Origin of the sequence: Brevibacterium sp. VCM10 (genome assembly GCF_000583215.1) — a bacterium.
GTDB lineage: Bacteria > Actinomycetota > Actinomycetes > Actinomycetales > Brevibacteriaceae > Brevibacterium > Brevibacterium linens.
Genome location: NZ_JAJB01000001.1, coordinates 20,208 through 44,968 on the forward strand (window position 1 = coordinate 20,208; position 24,761 = coordinate 44,968).

20 protein-coding genes and 1 tRNA gene are annotated in these 24,761 nt (G+C 66.8%); 13 read left to right on the top strand and 8 right to left on the bottom strand.

Annotated features, from left to right (window positions below; translation table 11 throughout):
* Positions 1–44: 44 nt before the first annotated feature.
* The 4 genes from AD89_RS0100105 (at position 45) to AD89_RS0100120 (ending at position 5,081) form a co-directional block, all read left to right on the top strand.
* Positions 45–139: transfer RNA gene (locus AD89_RS0100105), tRNA-Sec, on the top strand.
* A gap of 63 nt (positions 140–202) precedes the next feature.
* On the top strand, positions 203–1,543 hold the full coding sequence (gene selA, locus AD89_RS0100110; protein WP_025776581.1) for an L-seryl-tRNA(Sec) selenium transferase: 1,341 nt from the start codon (positions 203–205) through the stop codon (positions 1,541–1,543).
* Positions 1,536–3,467, top strand: a complete 1,932-nt coding sequence (selB, locus tag AD89_RS0100115) for a selenocysteine-specific translation elongation factor (protein ID WP_051504938.1) — start codon at positions 1,536–1,538, stop codon at positions 3,465–3,467. The genes selA and selB overlap by 8 nt, the downstream gene beginning before the upstream one ends.
* A gap of 237 nt (positions 3,468–3,704) precedes the next feature.
* The gene (locus AD89_RS0100120) at positions 3,705–5,081 is read left to right on the top strand and encodes an NAD-dependent succinate-semialdehyde dehydrogenase (protein WP_025776583.1); all 1,377 of its coding nucleotides are present in this window, start codon (positions 3,705–3,707) and stop codon (positions 5,079–5,081) included.
* A gap of 17 nt (positions 5,082–5,098) precedes the next feature.
* On the opposite strand, the gene AD89_RS17795 is transcribed toward AD89_RS0100120, so the two are convergent.
* Positions 5,099–5,959: a nucleotidyltransferase domain-containing protein gene (locus AD89_RS17795; protein WP_035319507.1), complete on the bottom strand. Its 861-nt coding sequence runs from the start codon at positions 5,957–5,959 to the stop codon at positions 5,099–5,101.
* A gap of 427 nt (positions 5,960–6,386) precedes the next feature.
* Between AD89_RS17795 and AD89_RS17800 the strand changes: the two genes are divergently transcribed.
* From AD89_RS17800 to AD89_RS0100140, 3 genes are all read left to right on the top strand, one after another.
* Positions 6,387–6,980: a hypothetical protein gene (locus tag AD89_RS17800; RefSeq protein WP_025776584.1), complete on the top strand. Its 594-nt coding sequence runs from the start codon at positions 6,387–6,389 to the stop codon at positions 6,978–6,980.
* A 105-nt stretch (positions 6,981–7,085) separates the two neighbouring features.
* Complete coding sequence (locus tag AD89_RS0100135) at positions 7,086–7,331, top strand: type II toxin-antitoxin system prevent-host-death family antitoxin (RefSeq protein ID WP_025776585.1); 246 nt, start codon at positions 7,086–7,088, stop codon at positions 7,329–7,331.
* Entirely contained in the window at positions 7,328–7,738 is a 411-nt protein-coding gene (locus AD89_RS0100140) for a type II toxin-antitoxin system VapC family toxin (RefSeq protein ID WP_025776586.1), read from the top strand. The genes AD89_RS0100135 and AD89_RS0100140 overlap by 4 nt, the downstream gene beginning before the upstream one ends.
* A 12-nt stretch (positions 7,739–7,750) precedes the next feature.
* Here the strand turns inward: AD89_RS0100140 and AD89_RS0100145 are convergent, their stop codons facing one another.
* The 3 genes from AD89_RS0100145 to AD89_RS0100155 all read right to left on the bottom strand — a co-directional run bounded on the left by AD89_RS0100145 (position 7,751) and on the right by AD89_RS0100155 (position 12,318).
* Positions 7,751–9,019 (bottom strand): M20 family metallo-hydrolase, encoded by a 1,269-nt coding sequence (locus AD89_RS0100145; protein ID WP_025776587.1) that lies wholly within the window; start codon positions 9,017–9,019, stop codon positions 7,751–7,753.
* A 122-nt stretch (positions 9,020–9,141) separates the two neighbouring features.
* On the bottom strand, positions 9,142–10,902 hold the full coding sequence (locus AD89_RS0100150) for a thiamine pyrophosphate-dependent enzyme (protein WP_025776588.1): 1,761 nt from the start codon (positions 10,900–10,902) through the stop codon (positions 9,142–9,144).
* A gap of 84 nt (positions 10,903–10,986) precedes the next feature.
* A complete protein-coding gene (locus tag AD89_RS0100155; protein WP_025776589.1) occupies positions 10,987–12,318 on the bottom strand; it encodes an MFS transporter in 1,332 nt (443 codons plus the stop codon).
* Positions 12,319–12,543: 225 nt separating this feature from the next.
* On the opposite strand from AD89_RS0100155, the gene AD89_RS0100160 reads away from it, so the two are divergent.
* On the top strand, positions 12,544–13,746 hold the full coding sequence (locus AD89_RS0100160) for a helix-turn-helix domain-containing protein (RefSeq protein WP_025776590.1): 1,203 nt from the start codon (positions 12,544–12,546) through the stop codon (positions 13,744–13,746).
* 143 nt (positions 13,747–13,889) lie between these two features.
* On the opposite strand, the gene AD89_RS0100165 is transcribed toward AD89_RS0100160, so the two are convergent.
* Positions 13,890–14,984 carry a DUF2332 domain-containing protein gene (locus tag AD89_RS0100165; RefSeq protein ID WP_025776591.1) on the bottom strand — a complete coding sequence of 365 codons (1,095 nt, stop codon included), beginning with the start codon at positions 14,982–14,984 and terminating at the stop codon, positions 13,890–13,892.
* Between the two features lie 368 nt (positions 14,985–15,352).
* Between AD89_RS0100165 and AD89_RS0100170 the strand changes: the two genes are divergently transcribed.
* Together AD89_RS0100170 and AD89_RS0100175 are read left to right on the top strand one after the other, a co-directional pair.
* Complete coding sequence (locus AD89_RS0100170) at positions 15,353–16,717, top strand: MFS transporter (RefSeq protein WP_025776592.1); 1,365 nt, start codon at positions 15,353–15,355, stop codon at positions 16,715–16,717.
* 74 nt (positions 16,718–16,791) lie between these two features.
* Positions 16,792–18,228 carry an FAD-binding oxidoreductase gene (locus tag AD89_RS0100175; RefSeq protein WP_025776593.1) on the top strand — a complete coding sequence of 479 codons (1,437 nt, stop codon included), beginning with the start codon at positions 16,792–16,794 and terminating at the stop codon, positions 18,226–18,228.
* Between the two features lie 54 nt (positions 18,229–18,282).
* On the opposite strand, the gene AD89_RS0100180 is transcribed toward AD89_RS0100175, so the two are convergent.
* Positions 18,283–19,296 carry a siderophore-interacting protein gene (locus AD89_RS0100180; RefSeq protein ID WP_025776594.1) on the bottom strand — a complete coding sequence of 338 codons (1,014 nt, stop codon included), beginning with the start codon at positions 19,294–19,296 and terminating at the stop codon, positions 18,283–18,285.
* A 222-nt stretch (positions 19,297–19,518) separates the two neighbouring features.
* Here AD89_RS0100180 and AD89_RS0100185 point away from each other — a divergent pair, with 222 nt between their 5' ends.
* On the top strand, positions 19,519–20,499 hold the full coding sequence (locus tag AD89_RS0100185; protein ID WP_025776595.1) for an ABC transporter substrate-binding protein: 981 nt from the start codon (positions 19,519–19,521) through the stop codon (positions 20,497–20,499).
* Between the two features lie 31 nt (positions 20,500–20,530).
* Positions 20,531–21,886 (top strand): D-serine ammonia-lyase, encoded by a 1,356-nt coding sequence (locus AD89_RS0100190; RefSeq protein WP_025776596.1) that lies wholly within the window; start codon positions 20,531–20,533, stop codon positions 21,884–21,886.
* A gap of 19 nt (positions 21,887–21,905) precedes the next feature.
* Here the strand turns inward: AD89_RS0100190 and AD89_RS0100195 are convergent, their stop codons facing one another.
* Complete coding sequence (locus AD89_RS0100195; RefSeq protein ID WP_035319527.1) at positions 21,906–23,315, bottom strand: APC family permease; 1,410 nt, start codon at positions 23,313–23,315, stop codon at positions 21,906–21,908.
* A 109-nt stretch (positions 23,316–23,424) separates the two neighbouring features.
* Between AD89_RS0100195 and AD89_RS0100200 the strand changes: the two genes are divergently transcribed.
* A complete protein-coding gene (locus AD89_RS0100200; protein WP_025776598.1) occupies positions 23,425–23,817 on the top strand; it encodes a hypothetical protein in 393 nt (130 codons plus the stop codon).
* On the opposite strand, the gene AD89_RS0100205 is transcribed toward AD89_RS0100200, so the two are convergent.
* Positions 23,753–24,679 carry a LysR family transcriptional regulator gene (locus AD89_RS0100205; RefSeq protein ID WP_025776599.1) on the bottom strand — a complete coding sequence of 309 codons (927 nt, stop codon included), beginning with the start codon at positions 24,677–24,679 and terminating at the stop codon, positions 23,753–23,755. The two genes, AD89_RS0100200 and AD89_RS0100205, sit on opposite strands and share 65 nt — an antisense overlap.
* Between the last annotated feature and the right edge of the window lie 82 nt (positions 24,680–24,761).

Below are 24,761 nucleotides of genomic sequence, written 5' to 3' on the forward strand. Positions count from 1 at the left end.
CTCAGCTGTGAGCACTCGCCCACACCCGCGATAGGATTCCTTATGGAGGCGTCCGTGTCCTGGTGGGCGCCCTGGTCTTCAAAACCAGTGAGACCGAGTATCTCGGTCTGGCGGGTTCGATTCCCGTCCGCCTCCGCCAACCGTTCTGCGGTCCCGCCGACCCAGCGGCGCCGCCGTGACCCTGCACCGAGGAGGCCGCCCCATGGTCGATCCCGACCCGCGTCGATCCATTCCGCGCACGGATCACCTCCTCGCCCTTCCCGAGGTCATCGCCGCAGGTGAGCACCTCAACCAGGCGACCATCAAAGCGATCATCTCCGAAGTGCAGACCGCTGCCCGAACCGGTGAGATCCCCGTCGCCGAGGTGGCCCCCACCATCACCGCCGAGCTCGGTTCCCGTTCGGCCTCCTCCCTGACCCCGGTGCTCAACGCCACCGGCATCCTCGTCCACACGAACCTCGGCCGAGCACCGCTCTCACCTGCGGCAACACAGGCCATCACCGAGGCGGCCGGCTACGTCGACGTCGAAATGGACCTCGGCACCGGCAAACGCAGCAAGCGCGGAACCGGAGCGAAAGCCGCACTCTTGCGGGCCTGCCCGGCGGCCGAGGACGCCCTCGTCGTCAACAACGGAGCGGCCGCCCTGCTGCTGGCCGTCACTGCGCTGCGCGGCCGCAGGCCTCGTGCGAGGTCCTGCCCCGGCGATCCCGGCGAGATCATCATCAGCCGCGGCGAACTCATCGAAATCGGCGCCGGCTTCCGCCTCACCGACCTCATGACCACCACCGGCGCCAGGCTGCGTGAAGTCGGCACGACGAACCGCACCCACCTGGCCGACTACGCCGACGCCATCAGCGACGACACGGCGTGCCTCCTCAAGGTCCACACGAGCAACTTCCGCGTCGAAGGATTCACCTCCTCCGTCGAGGTCGCTGACCTGCGCAGACTCGCCGATGAGCACGACCTGCCGCTCATCGTCGACCTCGGCTCCGGACTCTTCACCCCCGACCCGGCCCTGCCCGACGAACCCGACATCGACACCGCCCTGCGCGCCGGTGCCGACCTCGTCATCGTCTCGGGCGACAAACTCCTCGGTGGCCCGCAAGCCGGCCTCATCCTCGGTCGTGCCGAAGCAGTCCAGACACTGGCAAAACACCCCCTGGCCAGAGCACTGCGCACCGACAAACTCACCCTCGCCGCGCTGGACGCGACGATCACCCACACCGCGAACCCGATCCACGACGCCCTCCACATCGACGCAGATCACCTGCGGAAACGCACCGAACGACTTGCCGAGGCGGTCGGTGCCACGGTCGTCGACCACGACGGACGGGTCGGCGGCGGGGGAGCCCCCGGCGTGCCCTTGCCCGGATGGGCCATCGAGCTGCCCGAAGACTGTGCCGAACCGCTGCGCCTCGGCGATCCCGCGATCGTCGCCCGCGTCCACCAGGGACGATGCCTTATCGACCTGCGCTGCGTGTCCGAAAGCGATGATCGACGCGTCGCCGAGGCCATCGCCCGAGTCCGTGGCAGCCATGCCTGAAACACCGCACGGATCCGCGCACGCGACCCCGGGCACCTTCGTCATCGCCACCGCCGGGCACGTCGACCACGGTAAGTCGACGCTGGTGAGCGCCCTGACCGGGATGGAACCCGACCGCTGGGCCGAGGAGAAGAAACGCGGACTGACCATCGACCTCGGTTTCGCCTGGACCACCCTGCCCTCGGGACGAGAACTCGCCTTCGTCGACGTCCCCGGACACGAGAAGTTCCTTGCGAACATGCTCGCCGGGCTCGGCCCCGCCCCTATCGCCTGCTTCGTCATCGCCGCCGACAAAGGCTGGCAAGCCCAATCGAGTGACCACCGCGACGCGATCAATGCGCTGGGCATCACCCACGGCCTCGTCGTCATCACCCGGGCCGACCTCGCCCCCGACTCCGTCGACCCTACAAAAGCCCAGGTCAGCGCGCAGCTGCGTGGAACACCACTCGAAGCTGCGCCGATCGTCACGGTCTCGGCGACGACCGGGGAGGGCCTGCCCGAACTCATCAGCGTCCTCGACGAGGTCACGGCCTCAGCCGAGCCTCCGACCACCTCGGGGAGGGTGCGACTGTGGGTCGACCGGGCCTTCACCATCAAGGGAGCCGGCACCGTCGTCACCGGGACCCTCACGGCAGGCACACTGACCACGGGCGACAGTGTCGAGCTGCGCGGAGAGACCATCGCTCGGACCGTGGGTGTGCGGGGTCTGCAGTCCCGGAACTCCACCACCATCGAGGTGGTCCCGCAGGCCCGCGTGGCCGTCAACCTCCGCGACGTCCCCGCCGATGACCTCCACCGCGGCGACGCTCTGCTCACGAGTGGGGTCTGGCCGATCGTCGACACGATCGACGTGCGCCGCACCATGGGCGAGGCCCTCGACTGCGGCATCCACGAACTCATGGCCCATATCGGCACCGCCGCCGTGCCCGCCAGGCTGCGGGACTTCGACGCCGATCACGCTCGGCTCACCCTCGACCGGCCGCTTCCCCTGCAGGTCGGCGACCGGATCGTGCTGCGCGCCCCGGGCAGCCGCAACGTCTTCGCCGGCCTCCTCGTGCTCGACGTCGACCCGCCCGAACTGTCTCGGAGAGGTGACGGCGCCAGGCGGGCTCGGGAGCTCGCCGAGCGTCCTGTGAATGGCGATATCCTCGTCGAGGTGGCCCGCCGCGGAGCCGTCGAACGCTCCGTCCTTACTCGGTTCGGACTGCAGGTGCCCGATGACGAGGGCCTGCCCGCCGACGTCGAGAGTGTGGGCGGCTGGCTCGTCCACTCGCCGACGCTGACCGCCTGGGTCGAGGCGACGAAATCCTTGGTCAGTCGCGAACTCGCGGCCACACCGATGGCCGCGGGAGTCCCCGTCAAAGCCGTCGCCGAGGCGCTGCGCAGGAGCCCGGACACGAGCCGCAGACACGGTGGCGAAACCAGGCGCGATGCCCTGTCGAAAGCGAACGATCAGCCGACCCTGCCCGAAGGGACGGGGACCGCAAGTCGGGCACTGCTGGATGCGATCATCTCCCGTGCCGAGCTCGAAGCCGTCGACGGAATGGTCCGTCCGCCCGGGCATACCGCGGGACTCGGTGCCGCCGAAGCCGGGATCGCCGAGATCGAACGCCGACTCGCAGCCGACCCGTTCGCCGCACCGGAAGCCGATGACCTGCGCGAACTCGGTCTCGGAGCGCGGGAGCTCGCGGTCGCCGAGAAGGCGGCACGGATCCTGCGCCTCGGCGACGGAATCATCGTGTGCCCGCGCACCCCCGCGCAGGCGATGCGGATCCTCGCCGGTCTCGACCAGCCCTTTACGACAAGTCAGGCGAGGCAGGCGCTGGGGACGACCCGACGCGTCGTCATCCCCCTGCTCGAACACCTCGACGGCCGGGGCTGGACGCGCCGACTCGACACCACACACCGCGAAGTCGTGCGCTGAGGACGATCACGGCACCATCGGTCGGGCATCCGCGATAGCCGATCGATCCTCGGGTCGGTGGGCGGCCGCCTCGGCGAAATTCCGTGACCTGTATTACGATCAAGTCGGAATGATCGTTCGCGCCGATTCCGGCGCTTCCGTCGATGGTATGGGTGATAACTGACTGCGGTGATGGAGCCGCAGCACACCATTTTTCCCTCACCCCTCTGCAATTTCGGAACCATCACAGGAGCAAACATGTCGAACTATCGTGTTGAGAATCCCGCCACCGGCGAAATCGTCGAGACCTTCCCCGAGGCGACCGACGCCGAGATCGAATCCACCGTCGCTGGCGCCCACACCACCTACCTGACGTGGAAGGACACCGACATTCAGGAACGGGCGTCGATTGTGCGCAGGGCGGCGGGGATCTTCCATGAACGCAAGGACGAACTCGCCAGGACGATCTCGGTGGAGATGGGCAAGTCGTATGCCGAGTCCGTCGATGAGGTCGAGTTCGCCGCCGACATCATCGACTACTACGGCGTCCACGGACCCAGTCTGGCCACGGATTATCAGATCCCGTCGACCATCCCCGGCACTGCCCGGATCGAAGCGCTGCCGATCGGTGCCCTGTTGGGTGTGATGCCGTGGAACTTCCCCTACTATCAGGTCGCTCGGTTCGCTGCCCCGAATCTTGTGCTGGGCAACACGATCATGCTCAAACACGCTGACATCTGTGGGCGGTCGGCGCTGCTGATCGAGGAGATCTTCCGCGCCGCCGGCGTTCCCGCCGGTGGGTACTCACACCTTTTCGCCAACCATGATCAGATCGCGTCGATGATTGCCGACCCCAGGATTCAGGGAGTCTCCCTGACCGGGTCGGAGCGGGCCGGAGCGATCATCGGCGCTCAGGCGGGGCAGAACCTGAAGAAAGCCGTGTTGGAGCTCGGTGGGATCGACCCGATGGTCGTCCTCGACGCCTCTGATGTTGCTGCTGTGGCTCGTGAAGCGTGGGAGTTCAGGACGTATAACGCCGGACAGGTGTGCAACTCGAATAAGCGGCTGATCGTCATGGACGACATCTATGACGAGTTCGTTGCTGAGCTCGTGAAGTTGGGCACCGGGTTGAAGCCCGGGGATCCGCTGAACCTCGGCGACAGCGAATACGTGCCTCTGTCGAGCCGTGCTGCCGCCGAGACCGTTGACACACAGGTGACCAAGGCCGTGGCTGAGGGTGCCCGTGTGCTCATCGGTGGTGAGCTGGGCGACGGTCCGGCGGCCTACTATGCCCCGACCGTGCTCGTCGATGTGCCCAGGGACTCGCAGTCGTATGGCGAAGAGATCTTCGGGCCGGTGGCCACCGTGTACAGGGTCTCCAGCGATGAGGAGGCCCTCGAGCTTGCGAATGATTGTGCCCTTGGTTTGGGTGGGTCCGTGTTCTCCACTGATGAGGGGCGTGCCGATCGGGTGGCCGCTCGTCTTGAGGTGGGGATGACGCATGTGAACACGATTGCGGCGGAGGCTGCTGAGTTGCCGTTCGGTGGGGTGAAGCGGTCTGGTTTCGGTCGTGAGATGGGGCCGATCGGGATGGGCGAGTTCGTGAACAAGCGCCTCCACTTCATCGCGAAGTAGAGTTCGCGCTGCCGGACTCAGTCGAGGGCGGCAGCGATGATGTCATCCATCGCCGAGGCGGTCAGCCCCCGCCACGGCCGTCGTGACGGTGCGGACGGAATCCGCGCGCCGCGCACCTTGGCCAGGGCCACCTCGGTGATGGGGGCATGCTGCGGAAATGCGGTCAGCGCGTGGAATCCCGCTTCCTCCTTGCCGATGATCTCACCGGTCGCAAGCGTATGATGCATCCGCGCGGGACCGAGCACACACCACTCGACGCTGCCGGCTGAAAGTCCCCGCGGGGACGTCACTAATCGACGAAGCAGCGATCCCGGGCTGCGCGACGGTCGGTCGCGCAGCTGTGCGGCCAACGGAGTCCAGTACTCGCGCAGATTCGTGCGGATCCACGGGCGAAGCGCCTCCGGCTGCGCATCGACATCCCACTCGGCGATCGGCCGACCTCGCACCGTGATCCCGCCGTCGACGAGCTCCTTCCAGGTCACCGGATTGACGTCGAACGCGCCGTTCGAGTCGAAGACCTCACCGGTGTGAGAAGCGATCGGACGGATCTGCGTGACGGGTCGACCGACCTCGGATTCGGCGATGAAGACGGTATTGCAACAGGCGCTCACACCTCGCCCGCGCGCCGCCCCGACCACCAGGCGGGGCACCTGCGAGAGATGGAGCAGCCGCAGGCGGCGGAGGAGATCTGGCCGTGTCCGGTACTCATCGGCGATGACCGCGACGAGGTCGATGTCGCTGCGGCCCGGGCGGTAGGCACCGAGCGCGATGGACCCGGTCACAGCGCAGGCGATGATGCCGCCGGGCAGGACCCGATCGGCAATACGCAGATAGGACCTGATGGCGGTTGCGGCGTCCGGCGGCAGCTGTGAGCGCATGCGGCCAGGTTATCCAGGATCACGCCCCACCGGTGCGTCCGCAGCGCTCGCCGGCAGCAGTACGGTCGCGTTCGAGCGCCTGAACTTTCCCTGGCCCACGCCTGCGAACAGCCCGACGAGTGGATCGAGACCCCGGTCACGGGCGGGTGAGAGCACCGCTGGTCACCGCGCGGCGTTCAGTGAACTCTGATCGCTTACACACGGATCCGTGATGATTCGTTGCGGCGAGAATGAGTCACCTCGAAGTCTCTCTGCATTGAACGGGGCAGTCTGGTCCGTCAGTGTTGTGTGGGGCGATTCCACGGCACCTTCTGCATGGGTGTTCCTGTGCCGACCACAGGGCAGATGCCGCAGAACCCACCACGTGTGCCGCGCACCAGGAGTCGCCGACCGGGTCGAGGACCCGATCAAGAGAAAGTGAGAACAGATGAAACGTGCGCGCACACTTGCGGTGACTGCACTGTCCGCAGCCGTCCTCGCCGGAGGAGTATCCCTGGCAACGGCGACCTCGGCCTCGGCCGACCCGATCACCGGAGGCGTCAGCCAGGACGGTGAAGCCGCCCAGTCCGACGCCGGCTCGACCGGAGGGATCGACGACCCCGATGAGCTGAGCGCCGAACAGATCGACAATGCGCGCACCATCATCGGCGTCGGCAAGGGCGCAGACCTGTCCAAGCAGGCACAGACGATCGCCGTGATGACCGCACTGCAGGAATCGAGCCTCAATGACCTCGACGGAGGCGACCGCGATTCCGCCGGTGCCTTCCAGCAGCGCCCCTCGATGGACTGGGGATCGGCCGACGAAGTCACCGACACCGTGTACGCATCGAAAGCCTTCTACGGAGTCGACTCCGGAACCGCCAACCCGGGACTGACCCAGATCGCCGACTGGGAGAGCATCGACCCCGGTGACGCCGCACAGGAAGTGCAGCGCTCGGCCTACCCCGACGCCTACGACAAGTGGGAACCGCTGGCGAAGAAGCTCGTCGACGAGAACCAGGACGTCGACTCCATCGACTGATGACCGCGGGTCCGAGAGTCCTGTCAAATCGGCATCTGGCGATGGATTCGTCCACAACCCCGAGATAGAATGTACCTACAGTAGTGACATTTCGGGAGGTGGACGATGACCACGATGTCGAGTCGGGAATTCAACCGGGACGTATCGGCTGCCAAACGTGCGGCTAAGCACGGACCGGTCACCATCACCGAACATGGTCGTCGCGCGCACGTTCTGCTGACTGCCGATGAGTACGATCAACTCAGCGGCAGATCGGACCTCGTCGGAGATGCCCTCGTCATCCACGACGATGATCCGGACTTCGATCTGCCTCATCGTTCTCAGCGAACGCTGCGGGTGCCCGAACTGTGAGGTATCTGCTGGACACCAACATCATCAGTGACGCTCGCCGCGGCAACCGGACGCCCGTCGGATCCTGGATCGCTGCACAGAAGATCGATGATCTGGCCATCAGCGCCATCACGGTCCTCGAACTCGATGTCGGAGTCCGACGGAAAGAGCGACGGGACGCCCGCGCTGGGTCCGTCCTTCGGCAGTGGTTCGACGAACAGGTCTCTGAGGTCTTCGACGGAAGAATTCTTGCCGTCGATGCCGAAGTGGCTGTGCAGGCATCGCAATTGCACGTCCCTGACCCGATGCCCGACATGGACAGCCTGATCGCAGGGACCGCACTCGCACACTCTCTGACCCTGGTCACGAGGAACGTCGCTGACTTCGCGAATATCGGAGTCAGACTGCTCAATCCCTGGGAGGACTGATCTCCTTCGCGGTCACTCTGCCAGCGCACCCGAGGCGAGCCGGCGAACCACCTCGGTGAGGTGATGGAGACCCGAGACGAGGTCCTCGTCCTTCGTGAACTCGGCCAGACTGTGCGAGACCCCGTCGACGCTGGGAATGAAGAGCATGACGGTGGGCACTTCATCCTTCATGTTCGTCGAATCGTGCCCGGCCACGGTCATCACCGTCGCCGAGGTGAGTCCCAAATCATCGGCCGCGGTGCGCGCCAGCTCGACCCCGTCCTCGGAGTACGGGTTCTGATCCCAGCTGTGTTCGGCGACGATCTCGATCTCCACGCGATCTTCGGCGCTGACCTGGGCGATCGTGGCCATGAGCTTCTCATGGGCGGCGGCGATCACCTCGGCGCTGGGGGACCGCAGATCGAGCAGCAGGCTGACTTCGCTGGCAACGACGACCGGTGAGTTCGGGTAGACGGTGAGCTGGCCGCATGCGGTGTGCAGGGCACCCGGCTCGAAGTCGTCGACGAGTTCCCGTGCGGCCACGACCAGGCGAGCGGCACCGAGCAGGGCATCCTGCCGATCGGCCATGAGCGTCGACCCGCTGTGGGCCTGTGCGCCGGTGACCTTGAACTCGTACTTGTGAGCCGCCCACGTGGCATTGACGAGCCCGATGCTCACTCCGTCCTCTTCCATGCTGCGGCCCTGCTGGACGTGGATCTCCGCATAGGAGGCGATCTCCGGAGCCGTGAAATCTCCGCGCTCCCCCAACTCATCGAGAGCTTCGGCGACGGTGATTCCCGCGGTATCACGCGTGGTCAGGGCCGCCTCCAACTCGGCCTTGCCGGTGAAGACATTGGATCCCATCATCGACGGCTTGAACCGTGAGCCCTCTTCGTTGAACCAGTTGACCACGGCGAGGTTGGACCTCGCCTTCGACGGGTCCGCCCGCAGCTCATCGGCGATCGCGAAACACGCATGCGCCGAAGCCATCACCCCGTAGGCACCGTCGAAACGACCGGCCGTCGGCTGCGAGTCCATATGCGAACCCGTGAGCACATACGGGGCCCCGGGCACGAGCTCGAGGAGCCCGAACTGATTGCCGATCGCATCCCGGTGGACGCTGAAACCGTGCTTGACGAGCAGCTCTTCGAACCATTTCCGCTGCTGGCCATCGGCGGCGCTCGCCGCCTGACGGTCGACCCCGTTCGTGCCCTCGACGGCACCGAAACGCGAATGCACGGCCCAATCGGCGAGGAACTCGGCTTCGCGATCGGCGCTGATCAGGGAGGGTGAAACGGTCATGAGGGGTCCTTTCGAGACGGTGTCGCGGGCGGGGTGACCTGCGACGGTGGGATGGAGGGGTGCGGCGCCGGCGGTGCCGGTGTCAGGTGGCAGGCGCCCACCGCGGTGGGCACCAGGATCGATCAGGCGGTTTCGTCGGCGGCCGGAGGCATCGTCGCCGGGTCGATGAGCACATGGATGAGGGCGGGCCCGTCGTGGGCCAAGGCCCGGTCGAGCGCGGCTGCGAAGTCCTCGGTGGCCTCGACGCGCTCGCCGTGGCCGACCATTCCCGCTCCCGTCGCAGTGCCGTCTGCTCCCGGTGGAACAGAGCCGGAGACCCTCGCCGAGGCGACCCCGGAGCTGCCGAGATCGAATGCCGACATCCACGCCGCGAAGTTCGGGTTGACCATCCGCGTGCCCGAGGGCCGCCCGGGATAGTGGTTCTCCTGGTGGGACACGATCGTGCCGTACACACCGTTGTCGACGACGATGATGAGCGGTGTCCCGCCGTGGGCGAAGGCCGTGGCGATCTCCTGGCCGTTCATGAGGAAGTCCCCATCGCCGCAGATCGCGACCGCACGCCGTTCCGGGTACGCCAGAGAGGCCGCCACCGCGGCGGGAACGGCGAGGCCCATCGCCCCGTTGCGGGCTCCGACGAGGCCGGCCGGGCGCTCATGCCGGATGAACCGGTGCCCCCAGATCGTCGCATTGCCGGCTCCATAGGTGAGGATCGCATCCCCGCCGAGGCGGTCATCGAGAATCCCGAACGCCACCCCGAGATCGACCCCGGCACGGTTCGCGTTCTCCGGTGCCGCCTCGGCGTCGGGGCGGTGCGCGGCGAACCGGGACTGCACGTCGGCACGTGACTGCATCCACTCATCCGTCCGAGTCCCGCGCAGCTGCCCGGAAGCACGAGCGGCACCGGCATCGGTCCGGGTCAGGGCACGAGTGAAGGATTCCGGGGAGGCGATGATGTGCTCATCGATGCGCCCTGCGTGCTGGGTGGCCTCCATGTCGAGGGAGACGAGCACGGTTTCGGCGTCGAAGCCGATCGTGTACCCGTCGCTCAAGACGTCGGACCGGGTGCAGCCGACGAAGACGACGAGGTCCGCCTCGGCGAAACCGGCCGCCACGGCATCGGCGCGACCGTAGCCGAGCCAGCCGGCCCACGCCGGCGAGGAATGCGGAATCGCATCGTAGGCGCGCCAATCGCAGAAGATCGGCACCCCCGCCGAGGCGGCCAGACCGGCCAGCTCAGCGCCGCACCCGTTGTGCCACCCATCCCCGCCGAGGACGAACGCGGGACGCTCGGCCGCCGCGATCCGAGAAGCCAACCCGTCGATGACGGCGGGGGCCGGGGTCGGTGGGGCCACCTCGGCGAGTGTCGGGGTGGGGGACTCGGTGAGACGGACGAGGACGTCTTCGGGCAGGCCGACGACGACGGGGCCGGGGCGACCGGAGGCGGCGATGCGCAGGGCGTCGGCGGTGATCTCACCGGCACGGGCCTCGTCATCGATGGTGAGCACGCGCTTCGCCGTCGAGGAGAACCATTCGGGCAGGCTGAACTCCTGGAAGGAATCGCGGGATCGATCGTTGAGGGGGACGAGGCCGACGAAGAGGACGAGCGCGGTCGCGTCCTGCCAGGCGGTGTGGACGGAGATCATCGCATTCGCCGCCCCGGGTCCGCGGGTGACCATGGCGATTCCGGGACGGCCGGTCAGCCGGGATTCGGCCAGCGCCATGAACCCCGCACCGCCCTCCTGCCGGCACACGACGGTCTCGATGTTCGCGTCATACAGTCCGTCGAGGACGTCGAGGTAGGACTCGCCGGGGACCGCGTAGACGCGTTCGATGCCCGCGCTCTCCAGGGTGTCGACGATGAGGTGGCCGGCGGAACGCGACATTGGGTGTCCTTTCGAGGGTCGAACGGTGTGAGGTCCGGGGCTCCCGGCCCGGTGCTGCGCTGGGTTCTCAGCGCTGTGCGGTTCTCAGTGCTTGAAGCCGGGCAGATCGACGCTCAGCTTCGGGGCGATGGCGCCGGCGAAAGCGGTGAACAGGGACAGGAAGGCGAGCATCGCGGCTGCCGGCCACCAGTGGTCGCCCGCCGAGGCGACGAAGCCGGTCGCGAGCAGGGGGATGAATCCGGAGATCATGCCCGCGGCATTCTGGGACATGCTCACGCCCGTGTACCGGGTGGTCGCCGGGAACAGGCCGGTCATCACGGTACCCGAGGCCGCGTAGGGAAGGGACAGTGTGCCGACCGCGAGGGTCATGGCGATGACGACGAGTGCGGGGACCCCGGACTCGAACATGAAGAAGGCCGGAACGGCGACCACTGCCGAGGCGACACCGCCCCAGAGGATGACCCGGCTGGCACCGTACTTCGTGCCGAGCATGCCGCCCCAGATCAGGACGAAGATCTCGACGGCGGCGGCGACCATGCTGCCGAGCAGCAGGAGCGAATCGTCATAGCCGAGGACGTTGACGCCGTACCAGACGCAGAATGCGGTGACGAGGTAGAAACCGCCGACGCCGAGGAGGGCTGCGGCCATGCCGATGATGATCTGCTTCCACGAGTCGCGGAAGGTCGTGGTGATCGGGCTCTTCTCGACCTCGCCCGACTCCTCCAACTGGCGGAAGACCGGCGACTCCTCGAGGCGGCTGCGGATGTAGACGGCGACGAGGAGGAGCGGGATGGCGACGAGGAACGGAATGCGCCAGCCCCACGAGTGGAAGCTGTCCTGGGAGAGTATGAGGGTGAAGACGAAGAATCCGCCCGAGGACAGGATCGTGCCGATCGGCGAGCCGATCTGCGGGATCGCCGCATAGCGAGCGCGCAGGTGCAGGGGCGCGTTCTCGACGACGAGGGTCATCGCCCCCGACCATTCGCCGCCGACGAAGAGACCCTGGAAGATGCGGAGGAGGACGAGCAGGGCGGGGGCGGCGAACCCGATGGCCGCATAGGTCGGCAGCAGGCCGATGAGGCCGGTGACGATGCCGATGCCGACGATCGTGATCATGAGGACCCGACGACGGCCGACCTTGTCGCCCATGCGGCCGAAGATGAGACCGCCGATCGGGCGAGCGGCCAGACCCACACCGAAGGTCGCGAAGGAGGCCAGCGCGGCTGCGGTGGCGTTCTCGCTGGTGAAGTACTGGACATTGAAGATCAGGGCGGCCGCGGCCGAGAAGAGGAAGAAGTCGTACCACTCGAGGGCGGTGCCGATCAGCGCACCGGCGGCCACCTTGTTCGCGTCCTTGATGCTCAGTTCTGTTGTGGCGCTGGCCTCGGCGGACGCCGTGGTTTTCTGCTCGCTCATAGTGTGCTCCGTTGAGGATCGGGACGCGGTTCGCGGCTCCGCCGGTCGGCGGCTGGGCCGGTGGGCCCATGCGGGTCCGGTGTCGGTCGAGTCGTTCGGACCGGTCGCATTCGGTGGTGCGTGACCGGCAGATATCGACCTTACCGAGTGTCGTACGTCTCTTTCCAGACACATTTGTCGCCGAATAGGACAGCAGGATTGTGCATCTGCACATATTGTGGGGTGATGACTGCCTATCGTGACCGCCGACTCCGCGATCGTCCGCTTCCGGGAGACGCGGCCCGATGGCTCGAGCTCCTCGATGCCCTCGACCTCGACGAGCTGACCGATCGCTTCATGGCCCGTGTCGTCCGCGTTCCCGGCTATGATCCCGCGCCGATCCCGGTCTCGGAACTTCGTCGGACCGGGCGTGATTCGTTCCGTACCCTCATCGAAGGACTGCGCGCAGGAGGATTCGACGGGCCTGTGACTGTCTCGACGGAGGTCGGGGTCTCCCGGGCCCGGGCCGGCATCCCGCTCGAGGCGCTGATGACGGCGATCCGCCTCGACTTCAGCGTGCTCTGGGAGGTGCTCACTCGGGTGGCGACCCAGGACGACGCGGAGTTGGTCATCCGCCACACGGGCATCGTGCTGTCCACGGTCGACGAATACGTCTCCCAGGTCCAACGGGCCTACACGGCCGAGCTCGCGCGGATGCGGGCCGAGGAGTACTCGGTGCACGCCGGCCTCATCGCCAGTCTGTTCGAGGATCCGGACCCGACCGGCGAACGACTGTCGACGATCGCGACCGGGCTTGGTCTCGACGTCGACTGCCCGCTGCTCGTCATCGCCGCCACCGGGGACGATGTCCGGGCCCTGCGGGTGATCATCTCCGATCATGTCCGCGCGGGCGGAACCATGTTCGCGCACCACCTCGGCGAGGTGCTCATCGCGTTCACGCAGGTTCCAGAAGGCGTGGGCCATGTTTCCGATCCCGTCGGTGGCGGAGTCGGTCGTTCGCTGGGGGCGCTCGCCGGCAGGATCGCCGAGGCCAGGGTGGGTTATGTGCGTGCCGAAGGGATCGGGGCCCTGCGGCGTTCGGCGCTGACGGCCCGAGACCTCGCCGACGTCATCGCCGCTGATGAGACGTCTGCGATGACATGGAGGCGCGGATGGGCACGGTTGGCCGCTCGGTCGCTCAATGCCGCGGGCAACCCGATCCTCGCCGATGTCGAATCGTCGTTGGGTGAGTGCGGGTCGGTCGAGCGAGAGCGTCTCATCGAGGCGGTGCAGGTGTATCTGTCGACGGGGAGCATCGGTGCGTCGGCTGAGCGGCTGTTCTGCCACCGCAACACTGTGGCCAATCGTCTGCGCCGTTTCGCTGACCTCACCGGCGTCGACCCGATGATCCCCGCCGAGGCGGCCCGCCTCGTCGTCGGTTGGGCGTGAGCGGGGCGGGGCTTGCAGCGCAACAACTGCTTCAAAGTGTGCGCGCAGCATTTGCGTTATGCGCCTGCATGTTGAGCCAGCTGGTGTGCACGTGGGCGCGGTTTCGGCACCATGTTGTGGCTTTATCGATGCGGGTGGACCAATCATCGGGCCTGTGACAGTCCGGTGAAGCTCTGCCCGTGAGGACCGGTCAGGGCGAGAGCTCGGCCGTCGACGCTGAGCACGAATCGCCCGTCGGGCTCGATCCCGAGTGTCTCGAGCTGCGCGCGAGTGTCAGGGAGGACTCCGGCTCCCTCATTGCTGATCCATACGACGTCGTCGCGTGATTGCATGAGGGCGGCGAAGCGGGCACGTGCCTCGGCATCGACATAGGCCAGCACCGCACTGTGGAAGACGACCGGCTGGGCTCCGGAGGGCACTTCGGCAAGCAGGGATTCGACGGTCTCAAGCAGGTCGCCGCGGACGAGGTTCGGGGGATCGGCGGCCGCGACCGAGGCAGCGGCGAGGAGGCGCTCCCGTCTCGCCTCATGCTCCGGCCAGATCAGCGACGTCAGCCATTCCCGCTGGTCAGCATCGGTGATATCGAGAGGATTGAGATCGATTCCGGCCCGCCACGCCACCTCGGGGAGACGGTTCGGCACGGCAGTGTTCGTCAGTTCGCATTCGAGCACGACCGGGCTCGGACCGTCCGCAGGGTCGAGCGTCACCGACTGCTCGAACTTCGCACCGGACGTCCCGGGAGCAGAATGATCGGTTGCAACTGCTCCTCCGCGAGCGGTCCGATCGTCGGCTGCGGTGCGTCCGGCCGCCTCGGTGACGGTGAATCTGTAGCTGTAGCGGTCGGGATAGAGGCACAGACCCGCCGAGGCTCCGACCTCGATGAGCGCAAGCGGACCGGGGATCTGCGCGAGCACCGGCAGCAGCGTCGCGCAGCGGCCCGCCTCGTTCGTCTGCGTGGACCGAGCGAGCATGAGCTCCCGAACGTCGTCCCAGTGATCGAGCAGCCACGATCGCAGCTGAGCACAGGAACCCTCGCCCGCACCGAGGTGGCGCGCCGCTGCGAAGAGGAGATTGGCTTGGCGCTTCGGTCGGGGCAGTTCGAGCAGGAGCGAGATGACCGCGTCGTCCGCGGCCACTCCCTCGGCCCACATGGCGTAGATCGGGGAGGTGTCGGCCGCTTCGAGGCGGGCGAACGTGCCGTAGTAGTCGCGCAGTGTCTCGGCCTCGAGCTCGGTCATCGACTGCACTGCGGCTCCCCTTCGCAATCGGGTGGTCTGCACTCATCGTAACCGCGTCGCCGCAGCTGCACTCGCAACCGGACAGCGCAGCAACTGCTTCAAAGTGTGTGCGGCCAGCATTTGCGTTACGCGTCTGCACGTTGAAGCAGTTGGTGTGCACGTGGGCGCGGATTCGGCGCGGCGTCCCGCTATTCGGCACTTCATGTCCGATTGCTAGGCGAAGCAGGAGCGCTGTCGTAATGTGTTGCCGTAATGCACTGGCTGCCGCGCCGATGCACCCGCAGCGAACCGCTGCCGCACGTCCGCTGCCGCACGTCCGCGGCACCGCTGAGCCACAACCGTGGCCCGACCTGATCGAAGGAGATCCCATGTCATCCGAGGTGCGCCCGCCGACCAGCGGACAGACCCCTGCCGATTCGGCACTGGAGAAGAGGACCCTGCGCAAGGTCCTCATCCGTCTTATCCCGTTCGTCATCGCGATGTACTTCATCAACTACCTCGATCGGACGAACATCGGCATCGCCGGACCGGGCGGAATGAACGAAGACCTCGCGATGAACGCGACTCAGTTCGGGTTCGCCGCAGGCGTCTTCTTCTTCGGCTACCTCATCCTCGAAGTGCCCTCGAACCTTGCTCTGCACAGATTCGGCGCCCGCATCTGGCTCGCCCGGATCCTCATCAGCTGGGGCATCGTCGCCGCGGCCATGGCATTTGTGCCCAACCACGGCTGGCTCTACGTGCTGCGGTTCCTCCTCGGCGTCGCCGAGGCGGGATTCTTCCCCGGAATCATCCTCTACCTCACGTACTGGTTCCCGACCTCGATGCGCGCGCGGGCCACGGCTCTGTTCATGCTCGCCATCCCACTCTCCAGCGTCGTGGGTTCGCCCCTGTCGTCGTGGCTGATCTCCAGCGGCAACTCGATCTTCGAGAACTTCGCGGGCTGGCGCTTCATGTTCGTCATCGAAGGCGTGCCCGCCGTCCTCCTGGGCATCATGTGCATCTTCTACCTCACCGACCGTCCGCGGGACGCGAAGTGGCTGAGCGCCGAAGAGCGCAACTGGCTGCAGTCGACGATGGACGCCGAGGAGAAGAGCAAGGAAGAGACCTTCCACTACCCGGTCCGCCGGTCGCTGCTGCAGCCCCGCGTGTGGGCCCTGTCCTTCGTCTACTTCGGCATGGTCTACGGCCTTTACGCCATGAGCTTCTTCTTGCCCACGATCATCGCCGGCTTCCAGGAGTCCTTCGGCGTCGAGTACTCGATCGTCGAGATCGGCCTCATCACGGCGATCCCCTATGTCTTCGGCGCCCTGGCCATGTACTTCTGGTCCCGGCACGGCGACCGCACGGGTGAGCGTGTGTGGCACGTGGCCATCCCGCTGTTCGTCGGCGGTGTGGCGATCCCCATCGCCCTCTACCTGTCCTCGCCGTTCACCACGATGATCGCCGTGACGATCACCTGCATGGCGATCTGCGCGGCCCTGCCGACGTTCTGGCCGCTGCCGCAGACCTTCCTCGCCGGTGCCGGTGCCGCCGCGGGACTCGCGCTCATCAACTCGCTCGGCAACTCCGCGGGCTTCTTCGCCCCCTACATCACCGGCTGGCTGGCCGACCTCACCGGAACCCAGAATGCCGGCATGTGGGTCGTCGGCGCGGCCATGGTCGCCGCCGGCATCGTCACCCTCATACTCCGGGCCGCACCCGCCCCCGATAACCTGGACGTAAAGCTGAAGTGACGGCCCTCGCGGTCACTACACCTCGCCGAGGCGGTCCAACGTCCGCCTTCGCCCCACAGATCCGAGGAGCAGATTTGACGACCCCGACGTCCACCGCACCCGACTTCCCCACCCTCGACCCGGCGGCACTCGATGATTTTGCCGCACGACTGAGCCCGGGTGCCCTCACAACCGACCCGGATGTCATCGAGGCCCACTCCAGCGACGAAGCCCTGTTCTGCCCTCGCGAGGGTGCGATCGCCCTGGTCAGGGCCGCCTCGGCGGAAGACGTCCAAGAGGTCATGGCCTTCGCCAGCGCACATCGGGTGCCGGTCGTCCCGCAGGGGGCGAGGTCCGGGATCTCGGGCGGCGCGAACGCCTCACCGGGAGCGATCCTGCTCAACGTGTCGAAGATGAACGACGTCGTGGCCGTCAACGAGGCCGAACGCCTCGTCACCGTCCAACCGGGCATCATCAACCAGGACCTCAAGGACCACCTCGCCCCGTTCGGACTGTCCTACCCGCCGGATCCCGGATCGGTGGCACTGTCATCGATCGGCGGGAACATCGCCACGAATGCCGGCGGACTCTGCTGCGTCAAATACGGTGTGACCAGGGATTATGTCCGCTCACTCAAGGTCGTTCTGGCCGACGGGACCATCACCACCCTCGGCCCGCAGACGGCCAAGGGCGTGGCCGGACTCGATATGCGCCATCTCTTCATCGGCTCCGAAGGCACCCTGGGCATCGTCGTCGAGGCGACGCTGCGTCTCGTGCCCGCCCTGCCCGAGCCGTTCACTGCGATCGCGACCTTCCCGGATGAGCGCAGCGGACTGCAGACCGTCGCCGATTTCATGGCCGGCGGCGGGGTACCGAGCCTGTTCGAATTCCTCGACGGGGCCAGCCTGCGCATGCTCAACGACTACGGCGACTTCGGCCTCGACGGCGAGGCCGGGTCGATGCTCATCATGCAGGTCGACGACAACCCGACCGATGCGCAAGCCGCGATGTCGACCTTCACCGAGGTGGCCGAACGCTGCGGAGCCCTCGACGTCGCGTACTCGGACGATCCGAGCGACTCGGCGGCCCTCATCACGGCACGGCGGATGATCCAGCCGGCCTACGAGAAATTCGCCAACGCCCACGGCGGCGGTCAGCTGCTTGATGATGTGTGCCTGCCGCGCACCGCCGTGCCCGAATTCTGTGACCGTCTGGCCGAACTGCGGTCATCATCCGGACTCGAGATCGCCCTCGTCGCGCACGCCGGCGACGGAAATATGCACCCATCGGTGTTCTTCGACTCCGGCGATGCCGCCGAGACGGCGAAGGCCGAAGGGGTGTTCGCTGAGATCATGCGCATCGGCCTCGAACTCGGCGGCACGATCACCGGCGAACACGGGGTCGGGTTCCTCAAGCGCGCTTGGCTGCCGAACGAACTCGACGAAGGATCACGACGGATCCAGCTGGCCGTGAAGAACGCGCTTGACCCGCTGGGCATCCTCAACCCGGGCAAGATGCTCGCCGAGATCTGAACGCAGTCGGGCGGTCGGCAAATGGCAGAACCCGACCCGACCGGGTCTGAGGACTCAGCCTTCGGCCTTGCCCTGACGCCAGTAGCCCATGAACGCGATCTGCTTGCGGTCGACCCCGACTTCCTGGACGAGGTAGCGGCGCAGACGCTTGACCGGTCCGGCTTCTCCGGCGATCCAAGCATAGAAGGGGCGGTCGTCCTTGTCCGTGGCACTCGAACTGCCCTGAGCCGCCTCGGTGAGTGCCGCGGGAACATCCCAGAGGATCTCTTCGTCGATGTTGACATCGTCGAGTTCCCGGACCTGACCATCCGGCCGGCCGGCCGACCCCGACGCTCCGGCCCCGACGGGGATCCGGGTCTCCGAACGCACCGCCTCGCGGACGGCAGGTTCGAGCAGCTGACCGAAATCGGCCTCCCCGCGCGGAAGCCATTCGATCTCGAAGCCGGTGGGTGCGGTCATGTCGATGATGTCCTCGGCGCTTGGGACCTCGAGAACGGCCTTGCCCCGCGCCCGGCTGTCCTTGAGCGAATCGAGGATCGAGGCGATGGCGGGCACAGCGGTCTCGTCGCCGGCGAGCAGGATCTGGTGGGCATCTCCCGGGGCGAACTCGATCCCGGCGCACGGAGTCTCCGAGGCACGGGAGGGGCCGATGATATGGAGGCGGTGGCCCACCTCGGCGGCTTCGGCCCACTCGGCCGCCGGGCCCGAATGGCCGTGCTCATCGGTGTGGAGGACCATGTCGATGACGAGTCTGCGCTCGGCATCGTTCCATTCGCGCACGGTGTAGGTGCGCATCGCACCGCGCTCCTCGGGGCTGACCTGCAGCCAGGCCTGGTACCAGGACACCCCGGCGGCTTCCTGTTCGGTGAGGAATGCCGGCAGATCGAACGTCGGTGCGGCGGAGCGTTGAGGCGGGATGACGAGTTTGATCCGCAGATCACGAGGGTGGGTGTTCGGGCCGAAGTCTTCGAGTCCCGCACCACCGAATGTCACCCGGCGGAAGGACGGGCTGAGGTCGTCGACGGCGAGGACCTCTGCTTCGAAGGCGCCGATGGGGGCTCGTGACACTGATACTCCTTCGCATCCTCGGCGACCACGTGGTCGTGAGGTCGTCCCCGCGGGGACGCGTTCTGTTCGTGTGTGCAGCTGTCGTGGAAGTCGGAACATCCGCAACGCTACTCTACTCTAATTTAGTAAGGCTAGCCTTTCCAAATAGTGCTACGGTGGTCCCGGCGTCACTACAGGCGCACCAGTTCCGTCCCTGCGGGGACGCCCACCGAAAGGCTCTCGATGCGTCGTCGTCAGCTCCTTGCCCTGTCCGTTCTCGCCCCGCTCGCCCTCGTCGGCTGCCGCGGCGAAGCCGATGGCGATGCGGGTGACGGCGCGTCTGGCACTGCCGGCAGCGACCCGAACTTCACGTACTCGCCCGAAGGCTATGACGGGCTGACGATCGAACTCGACCGTCCGGCGAAGCGCATCGCCGCGGACTTCTATTCGGCAGCCGGTCTCGCGCAGTACGGAATCACGCCGGTCGCGGTCTTCGGGTTCGGACAGAATGAGTCCCCGGGGAAGTCCTTCGACCAAGAAGGGGTCGAGGTCGTCGGCACCGATATGGAACTCGATATCGAGGCTCTCGCGGTTGCCGAGCCGGACATCCTCGTCGCCTACGGCAATGAAGCCGGCGACGGGTGGACCTGGTGGGACGAGAAGGTGAAAAGCCAGGTCAGCGAGCTCGTGCCGTTCGTCCCGGTCAAACTCGGCGGGCAGGGCCCCGACGCGATGTTCGCTCAGTACGCGGCCATCGCCGAGGCGCTGGGCAAGGACACAGACACCGGCGCCATCGCGGACAAGCGGAAGGCCTTCGACGACGCTCGGGCACGCATCCGCAGTGTGGCGAAGAAGCAGGACCAGCTGACAGTGCTGCTGGCGAACTTCACCGCGGAGATCAACTACACCTCGAACTCCCTGGGCGTCGCCGAGATGCTCAACGAGGACGGGCTCACCCTCGTCGGCCCCGACGCTAAGGGAGAGAGCAGTTGGGCAGAAGTCTCCTGGGAGAAGATGTCGGACTACCCGGCCGACGTCGTCCTCGTCCACGACGCCTCGACCGACTATGAGGACAATCCCGTCTACAAGAGCCTGCCCGCGGTCAAGGAGGACCAGCTCGGCACCTGGGACGACAAACGCGCCTACACTTATGACGGCTACGCGAAATGGCTGAACGAACTCGCCGACGTCCTCGAACCCGCGAAGAAGATCGTCAAGAGCTGAGGCCCGCACCCCGCCGGGCTACGATCGGTGCATGACCGACCTGCCCGACGAACTCAGCACCGACGAGATCATCCGAACCCTGGCATCGGGTGCCCCGACCACGTGGCTCCGCTCCACCGGCACCGAGGCGGCCCTGCCCGACCTCGGGGACGTGATGGATTCCGCGGCGGCCCGGTTCGACCGCTTCGCCCCCTGGTTCGCCGAGACCTTCCCGGAGACCGCGACTCTTCCCGCCGAGTTCGCATCGGCGTTCCCGGAGGCCGGCGGCGGACTGATCGAATCGGCTCTGGTTCCGGCCCCCGCGGCGCAGCGTCGCCTCGGCGGTCTGTTCGGATCCGAGTTGGGCGGACGGCTGTGGCTCAAACGCGACGACTGCCTGCCGGTGAGCGGGTCGATCAAGGCACGCGGCGGCTTCCACGAGGTGCTCGAATTCGCCGAGGCTGTCGCCGCCGACCATGGACTCGACGCTCATGATCCCGTCACCTATTCGACTCGTGAGTTTCGTGAGATCGCCGCGAACCACCGCATCGTCGTCGGTTCGACGGGCAACCTCGGGCTGTCGATCGGGATCCTGAGCGCTCGCCTCGGCTTCGCCGCCTCGGTGCACATGTCCGCCGACGCCCGGGAATGGAAGAAGACGATGCTGCGCGACCACGGGGTCGACGTCATCGAACATGCCGGTGACTTCGTCGAAGCGGTCGAGGCCGGCCGCGCCTCGGCCGAGGCCGCCGAGAACACGCACTTCGTCGACGACGAGGACTCGGTGAGCCTCTTCGCCGGATATTCGGTGGCTGCCCTGCGGCTCGAGCGCCAGTTCGCGGCCGCAGGAGTGACCATCGACGAGCAGAATCCGCTCACCGTCTACCTGCCGTGCGGAATCGGCGGCGGTCCCGGGGGAGTGACGTTCGGGCTCAGACGGGTCTTCGGCACTGCTGTGCGCTGCGTCTTCGTCGAACCGACCCAGGCGCCGGCGATGTTCCTCGGCGTGCGCACCGGTCGGCACAGCGACATCTGCGTCCAGGACATCGGGCTGTCCGGAGCGACTGCCGCCGACGGACTGGCGGTCGCCCGCCCATCACGCTTCATCGGACCGACGATCGGGCCGCTGATCTCCGGGTTCGCCGCGGTCCCCGACGAGGTCATCCGGGCCGGGGTCGGCGTGCTCCATGAGACCGAAGGCATCGATGTCGAACCCTCGGCCACCGCCGGGCTGACCATTCCGTGGCGGATGGGCGACACGGCGGCTCAGTCCCCGACCGGCGTCCACCTCGTGTGGCTCACCGGTGGGGCGATGGTCCCCGACGATGAACGCGCCGCCTACGTCGATGAAGGCCGAGGTCTCGTGGACCGGATCGGCAGCCCCGCCTCGGCGATCTTCGTCGACTGAAGTCCAGGCTCGCCTGCGTTCACTGTGTGACGCGCCGCCGGTTGTTCACCGCGAACACCGCAATGCCGATGACGAGCCAGATCGCGCCGATGACCAAGGCCAGAGGATTCGCGCTGACGAGCACGGCGATGAGCAGAGCGGCGCCGATGACCGGAATGACGCCGTGGTTGAACCAGTTGGGAGTCTCGCTGCCCTGCTTCTTCACGAGGAAGTATCCGACCACCGAGGCTTGAAGGAAGATGAACGCCGTCAGCGCCCCGACGTTGACGATCGAGGTCAGCTGGTCGAGACCATCGGCACGGGTCGCCGCCCACCCGGCCACGATGACATTGCCGCCGGCGGCCACGAGGATCCCCTTCCACGGCACACCGGTCTTCGGGGCCACCTCGGCGAGGAATTTCGGCACCTGACGCGACCGCCCCATGTCCATGAGGATGCGGGAGCCGGCAGCCTGACCGATCATCGCGGAGAACGCTGCGCCTACGGCCTTCGCCAGGGCGAGCAGCCAATGCAGCCACGATCCCAGCGTCGAATCGACGGCTTCGTAGTAAGCGGCTCCCTCGAGTGCGGGATCGGCCTGCAGCTCCGCCGGGGTCAGCGGTGAGAGCAGACTGCCCACCCAGGTCTGCGCGACGAAGAAGACGCCGGCCAATACGAGGCAGATCAGGGTCGCCCGGCCGACGATCCGCGGCCCGCCCGTGGCCTCCTCGGAGAACGTCGCAAGCGAATCGAAGCCGAGATACGACAGGACAGCCACGGACACGGCCGCGAGCACCGCGGTCACGGAGAACGCATCCACCCCGGTCAGCGGGGTCAGCCATCCCCGCGTCGGCCCATGCTGGACGAGGTAGGCGATGCCGAGGACCAGGACCAGGGCGAGGACGGCCACCTCGGCGAGGACGACCCCGGTGATCACCCGGGAGGCGACCTTGACCCCGGCGAGGTTGAGCCCGGTGGTCAGCACGACGGCCACGGCCACGAACGCCCAGACGGGCAGGGCCGGGAAGATCGAGTTCAGCGCGATCCCGGTGAACAGATAGGCGACCGAGGGGATGAAGAGATAGTCGAGGAGGATCATCCAGCCGGCGACGAAACCGGCCGGTTTTCCGATTCCCGCCGAGGCGTAGGCGAACACCGTGCCCGCGCGGGGAACCTCCCGTGACATGCGCATATAGCTGACCGCGGTGAAGGCCATGACGATCGTCGCGACGATGTAGACGAGTGCCACGGCCCCGCCCGAGCGGGCATCGAGGGTGCCGAATACGCCGACTGCGGCCGCCGGGCCGATGAAGACGAGACCGAAGAAGACGAGTTCGCTCAGCCCGATCGTCCGTTTGAGCGTCCCTCCTCGCGCCGAGGCGGTCGTGCCCGCGGGCGAGGAAGCCTGAGTTTCGTTGTCCGACCGGTTGGACCGATCGTCGGCGGTCATATCGTCCATCGTGGTGCCCGTCTTTCGAAGTCTGTGCTTCAACTCTACGCGCAGGTCATGGCGTGGTTTCGAGTCCCCGATAGGATCGGGGGAGACGAAGGAGGCCCGGATGACGTATCACCCGCAGATGATCCAGCCCGGTGGGGTTCCGCCGCAAGGCGTGCGTGCGAAGAAGCCGTCCGTGGTGCCGGGAATCCTCCTCATCATCGCCGGAGTCCTCGGACTCGGTGTGGGGCTGTGCATCCTCGTCATCCCGATGTTCCTGTTCCTCCTCGGCGGCGGTGGCAACGTCGACGCCTTGGATGATTTCGCCTCCGGTTTCTACACCACCGGATTCGCTGTGGCCGTCATCTCCGTTCTGGTTTTGATCGCCGGGATCGTCCTCACAACCGTCGTCGCGAGGAAACGGCGCCGAATGCGACCGCAGGTTTGGATGGTCAGGCCCCCTGGCGGGCCGCCGTTTCAGCAGACTCCCGGAGGACCTCCAGCGCCGAGGCGATGATCGGCTGAGCGCCCGAACCGCGGCGGATACCGGAGAGGATCTTCCGCGACGGCACCGGATCACCGCGCAGCGGCACGCGCACCACATCGAAGCCGTCCGGCAGGCGGGCCAGACGAGGAATGAGCGCGACACCGAGTCCCGCCGATACCAACGACGCTCCCGTCTCCCACTCGCGCGACTGATGGGCCTGTTCCGGTTGGAAGCCGGCCGCCGCACACGCCGTGCGCACCAGGCGGTGATACGGCGACCCCGACCGGTCGAGGATCCAGGACTCCTCGGCCGCCTCGCTCAACGCCACCGCGGACTTCTCGGCCAGACGGTGTCCGACGGGAACCAGCAGATCGAGGCGATCGCTGAACAGGGCCGACTGTTCGAAGCGAGGATCGCTGCGCGGCGGCAGCGGGTCGGTGGCCACGACCACGGCGACATCGGCATGGTCGGAGACCAGGAGGTCGAAGCACTCCTCGGGATCGGCTTCGATGATCGTGACCTCGGCGCCCGGGAACCGCTCCATCACCGTCAGGGCCGTCGGTGGAAGCAGAGCGGCCGCGGCAGTGGAGAAGCCGCACAGACGAAGCCGCCTGCTGCCCGTATCAACGCCGGAGTCGAGACCGTCGAGCTCACCGCGGATCTCCTCCCACCGGGTGAAGAGCTCCTGGGAGCGTTCGAGGAGGAGCTGACCGGCACGAGTGAGGACGAGGCCGCGGCCGCGCGGTTCGACGACACGCACACCGAGATCCTTTGATAAGCCTCTGAGCTGGTGCGATACGGCCGAAGGGGTGTATCCGAGGCGGTGTGCCGCCTCGGTGAGGGTGCCGACTTCGGCAAGGACCCGAAGGACGTGGAGACGCGGATCGATCATGCAATAGTATTGCACGTTTCGGATGAAGAAGATTCGCTTTTCTTCAGCAAACCGCTGGCGGACACTGGGGGCAGGAGCACGA

Coding starts and splice junctions, on each gene's coding strand:
- AD89_RS0100185 (WP_025776595.1), top strand. CDS start 19,519: ATGCGTCGTCGTCAGCTCCTTGCCCTGTCCGTTCTCGCCCCGCTCGCC.
- AD89_RS0100150 (WP_025776588.1), bottom strand. CDS start 10,902: ATGTCGCGTTCCGCCGGCCACCTCATCGTCGACACCCTGGAGAGCGCG.
- AD89_RS0100195 (WP_035319527.1), bottom strand. CDS start 23,315: ATGACCGCCGACGATCGGTCCAACCGGTCGGACAACGAAACTCAGGCT.
- AD89_RS0100160 (WP_025776590.1), top strand. CDS start 12,544: ATGACTGCCTATCGTGACCGCCGACTCCGCGATCGTCCGCTTCCGGGA.
- selB (WP_051504938.1), top strand. CDS start 1,536: ATGCCTGAAACACCGCACGGATCCGCGCACGCGACCCCGGGCACCTTC.
- AD89_RS0100190 (WP_025776596.1), top strand. CDS start 20,531: ATGACCGACCTGCCCGACGAACTCAGCACCGACGAGATCATCCGAACC.
- AD89_RS17800 (WP_025776584.1), top strand. CDS start 6,387: ATGAAACGTGCGCGCACACTTGCGGTGACTGCACTGTCCGCAGCCGTC.
- AD89_RS0100165 (WP_025776591.1), bottom strand. CDS start 14,984: ATGACCGAGCTCGAGGCCGAGACACTGCGCGACTACTACGGCACGTTC.
- AD89_RS0100205 (WP_025776599.1), bottom strand. CDS start 24,679: ATGATCGATCCGCGTCTCCACGTCCTTCGGGTCCTTGCCGAAGTCGGC.
- AD89_RS0100120 (WP_025776583.1), top strand. CDS start 3,705: ATGTCGAACTATCGTGTTGAGAATCCCGCCACCGGCGAAATCGTCGAG.
- AD89_RS0100170 (WP_025776592.1), top strand. CDS start 15,353: ATGTCATCCGAGGTGCGCCCGCCGACCAGCGGACAGACCCCTGCCGAT.
- AD89_RS0100155 (WP_025776589.1), bottom strand. CDS start 12,318: ATGAGCGAGCAGAAAACCACGGCGTCCGCCGAGGCCAGCGCCACAACA.
- AD89_RS0100145 (WP_025776587.1), bottom strand. CDS start 9,019: ATGACCGTTTCACCCTCCCTGATCAGCGCCGATCGCGAAGCCGAGTTC.
- AD89_RS0100200 (WP_025776598.1), top strand. CDS start 23,425: ATGACGTATCACCCGCAGATGATCCAGCCCGGTGGGGTTCCGCCGCAA.
- AD89_RS0100135 (WP_025776585.1), top strand. CDS start 7,086: ATGACCACGATGTCGAGTCGGGAATTCAACCGGGACGTATCGGCTGCC.
- AD89_RS17795 (WP_035319507.1), bottom strand. CDS start 5,959: ATGCGCTCACAGCTGCCGCCGGACGCCGCAACCGCCATCAGGTCCTAT.
- selA (WP_025776581.1), top strand. CDS start 203: ATGGTCGATCCCGACCCGCGTCGATCCATTCCGCGCACGGATCACCTC.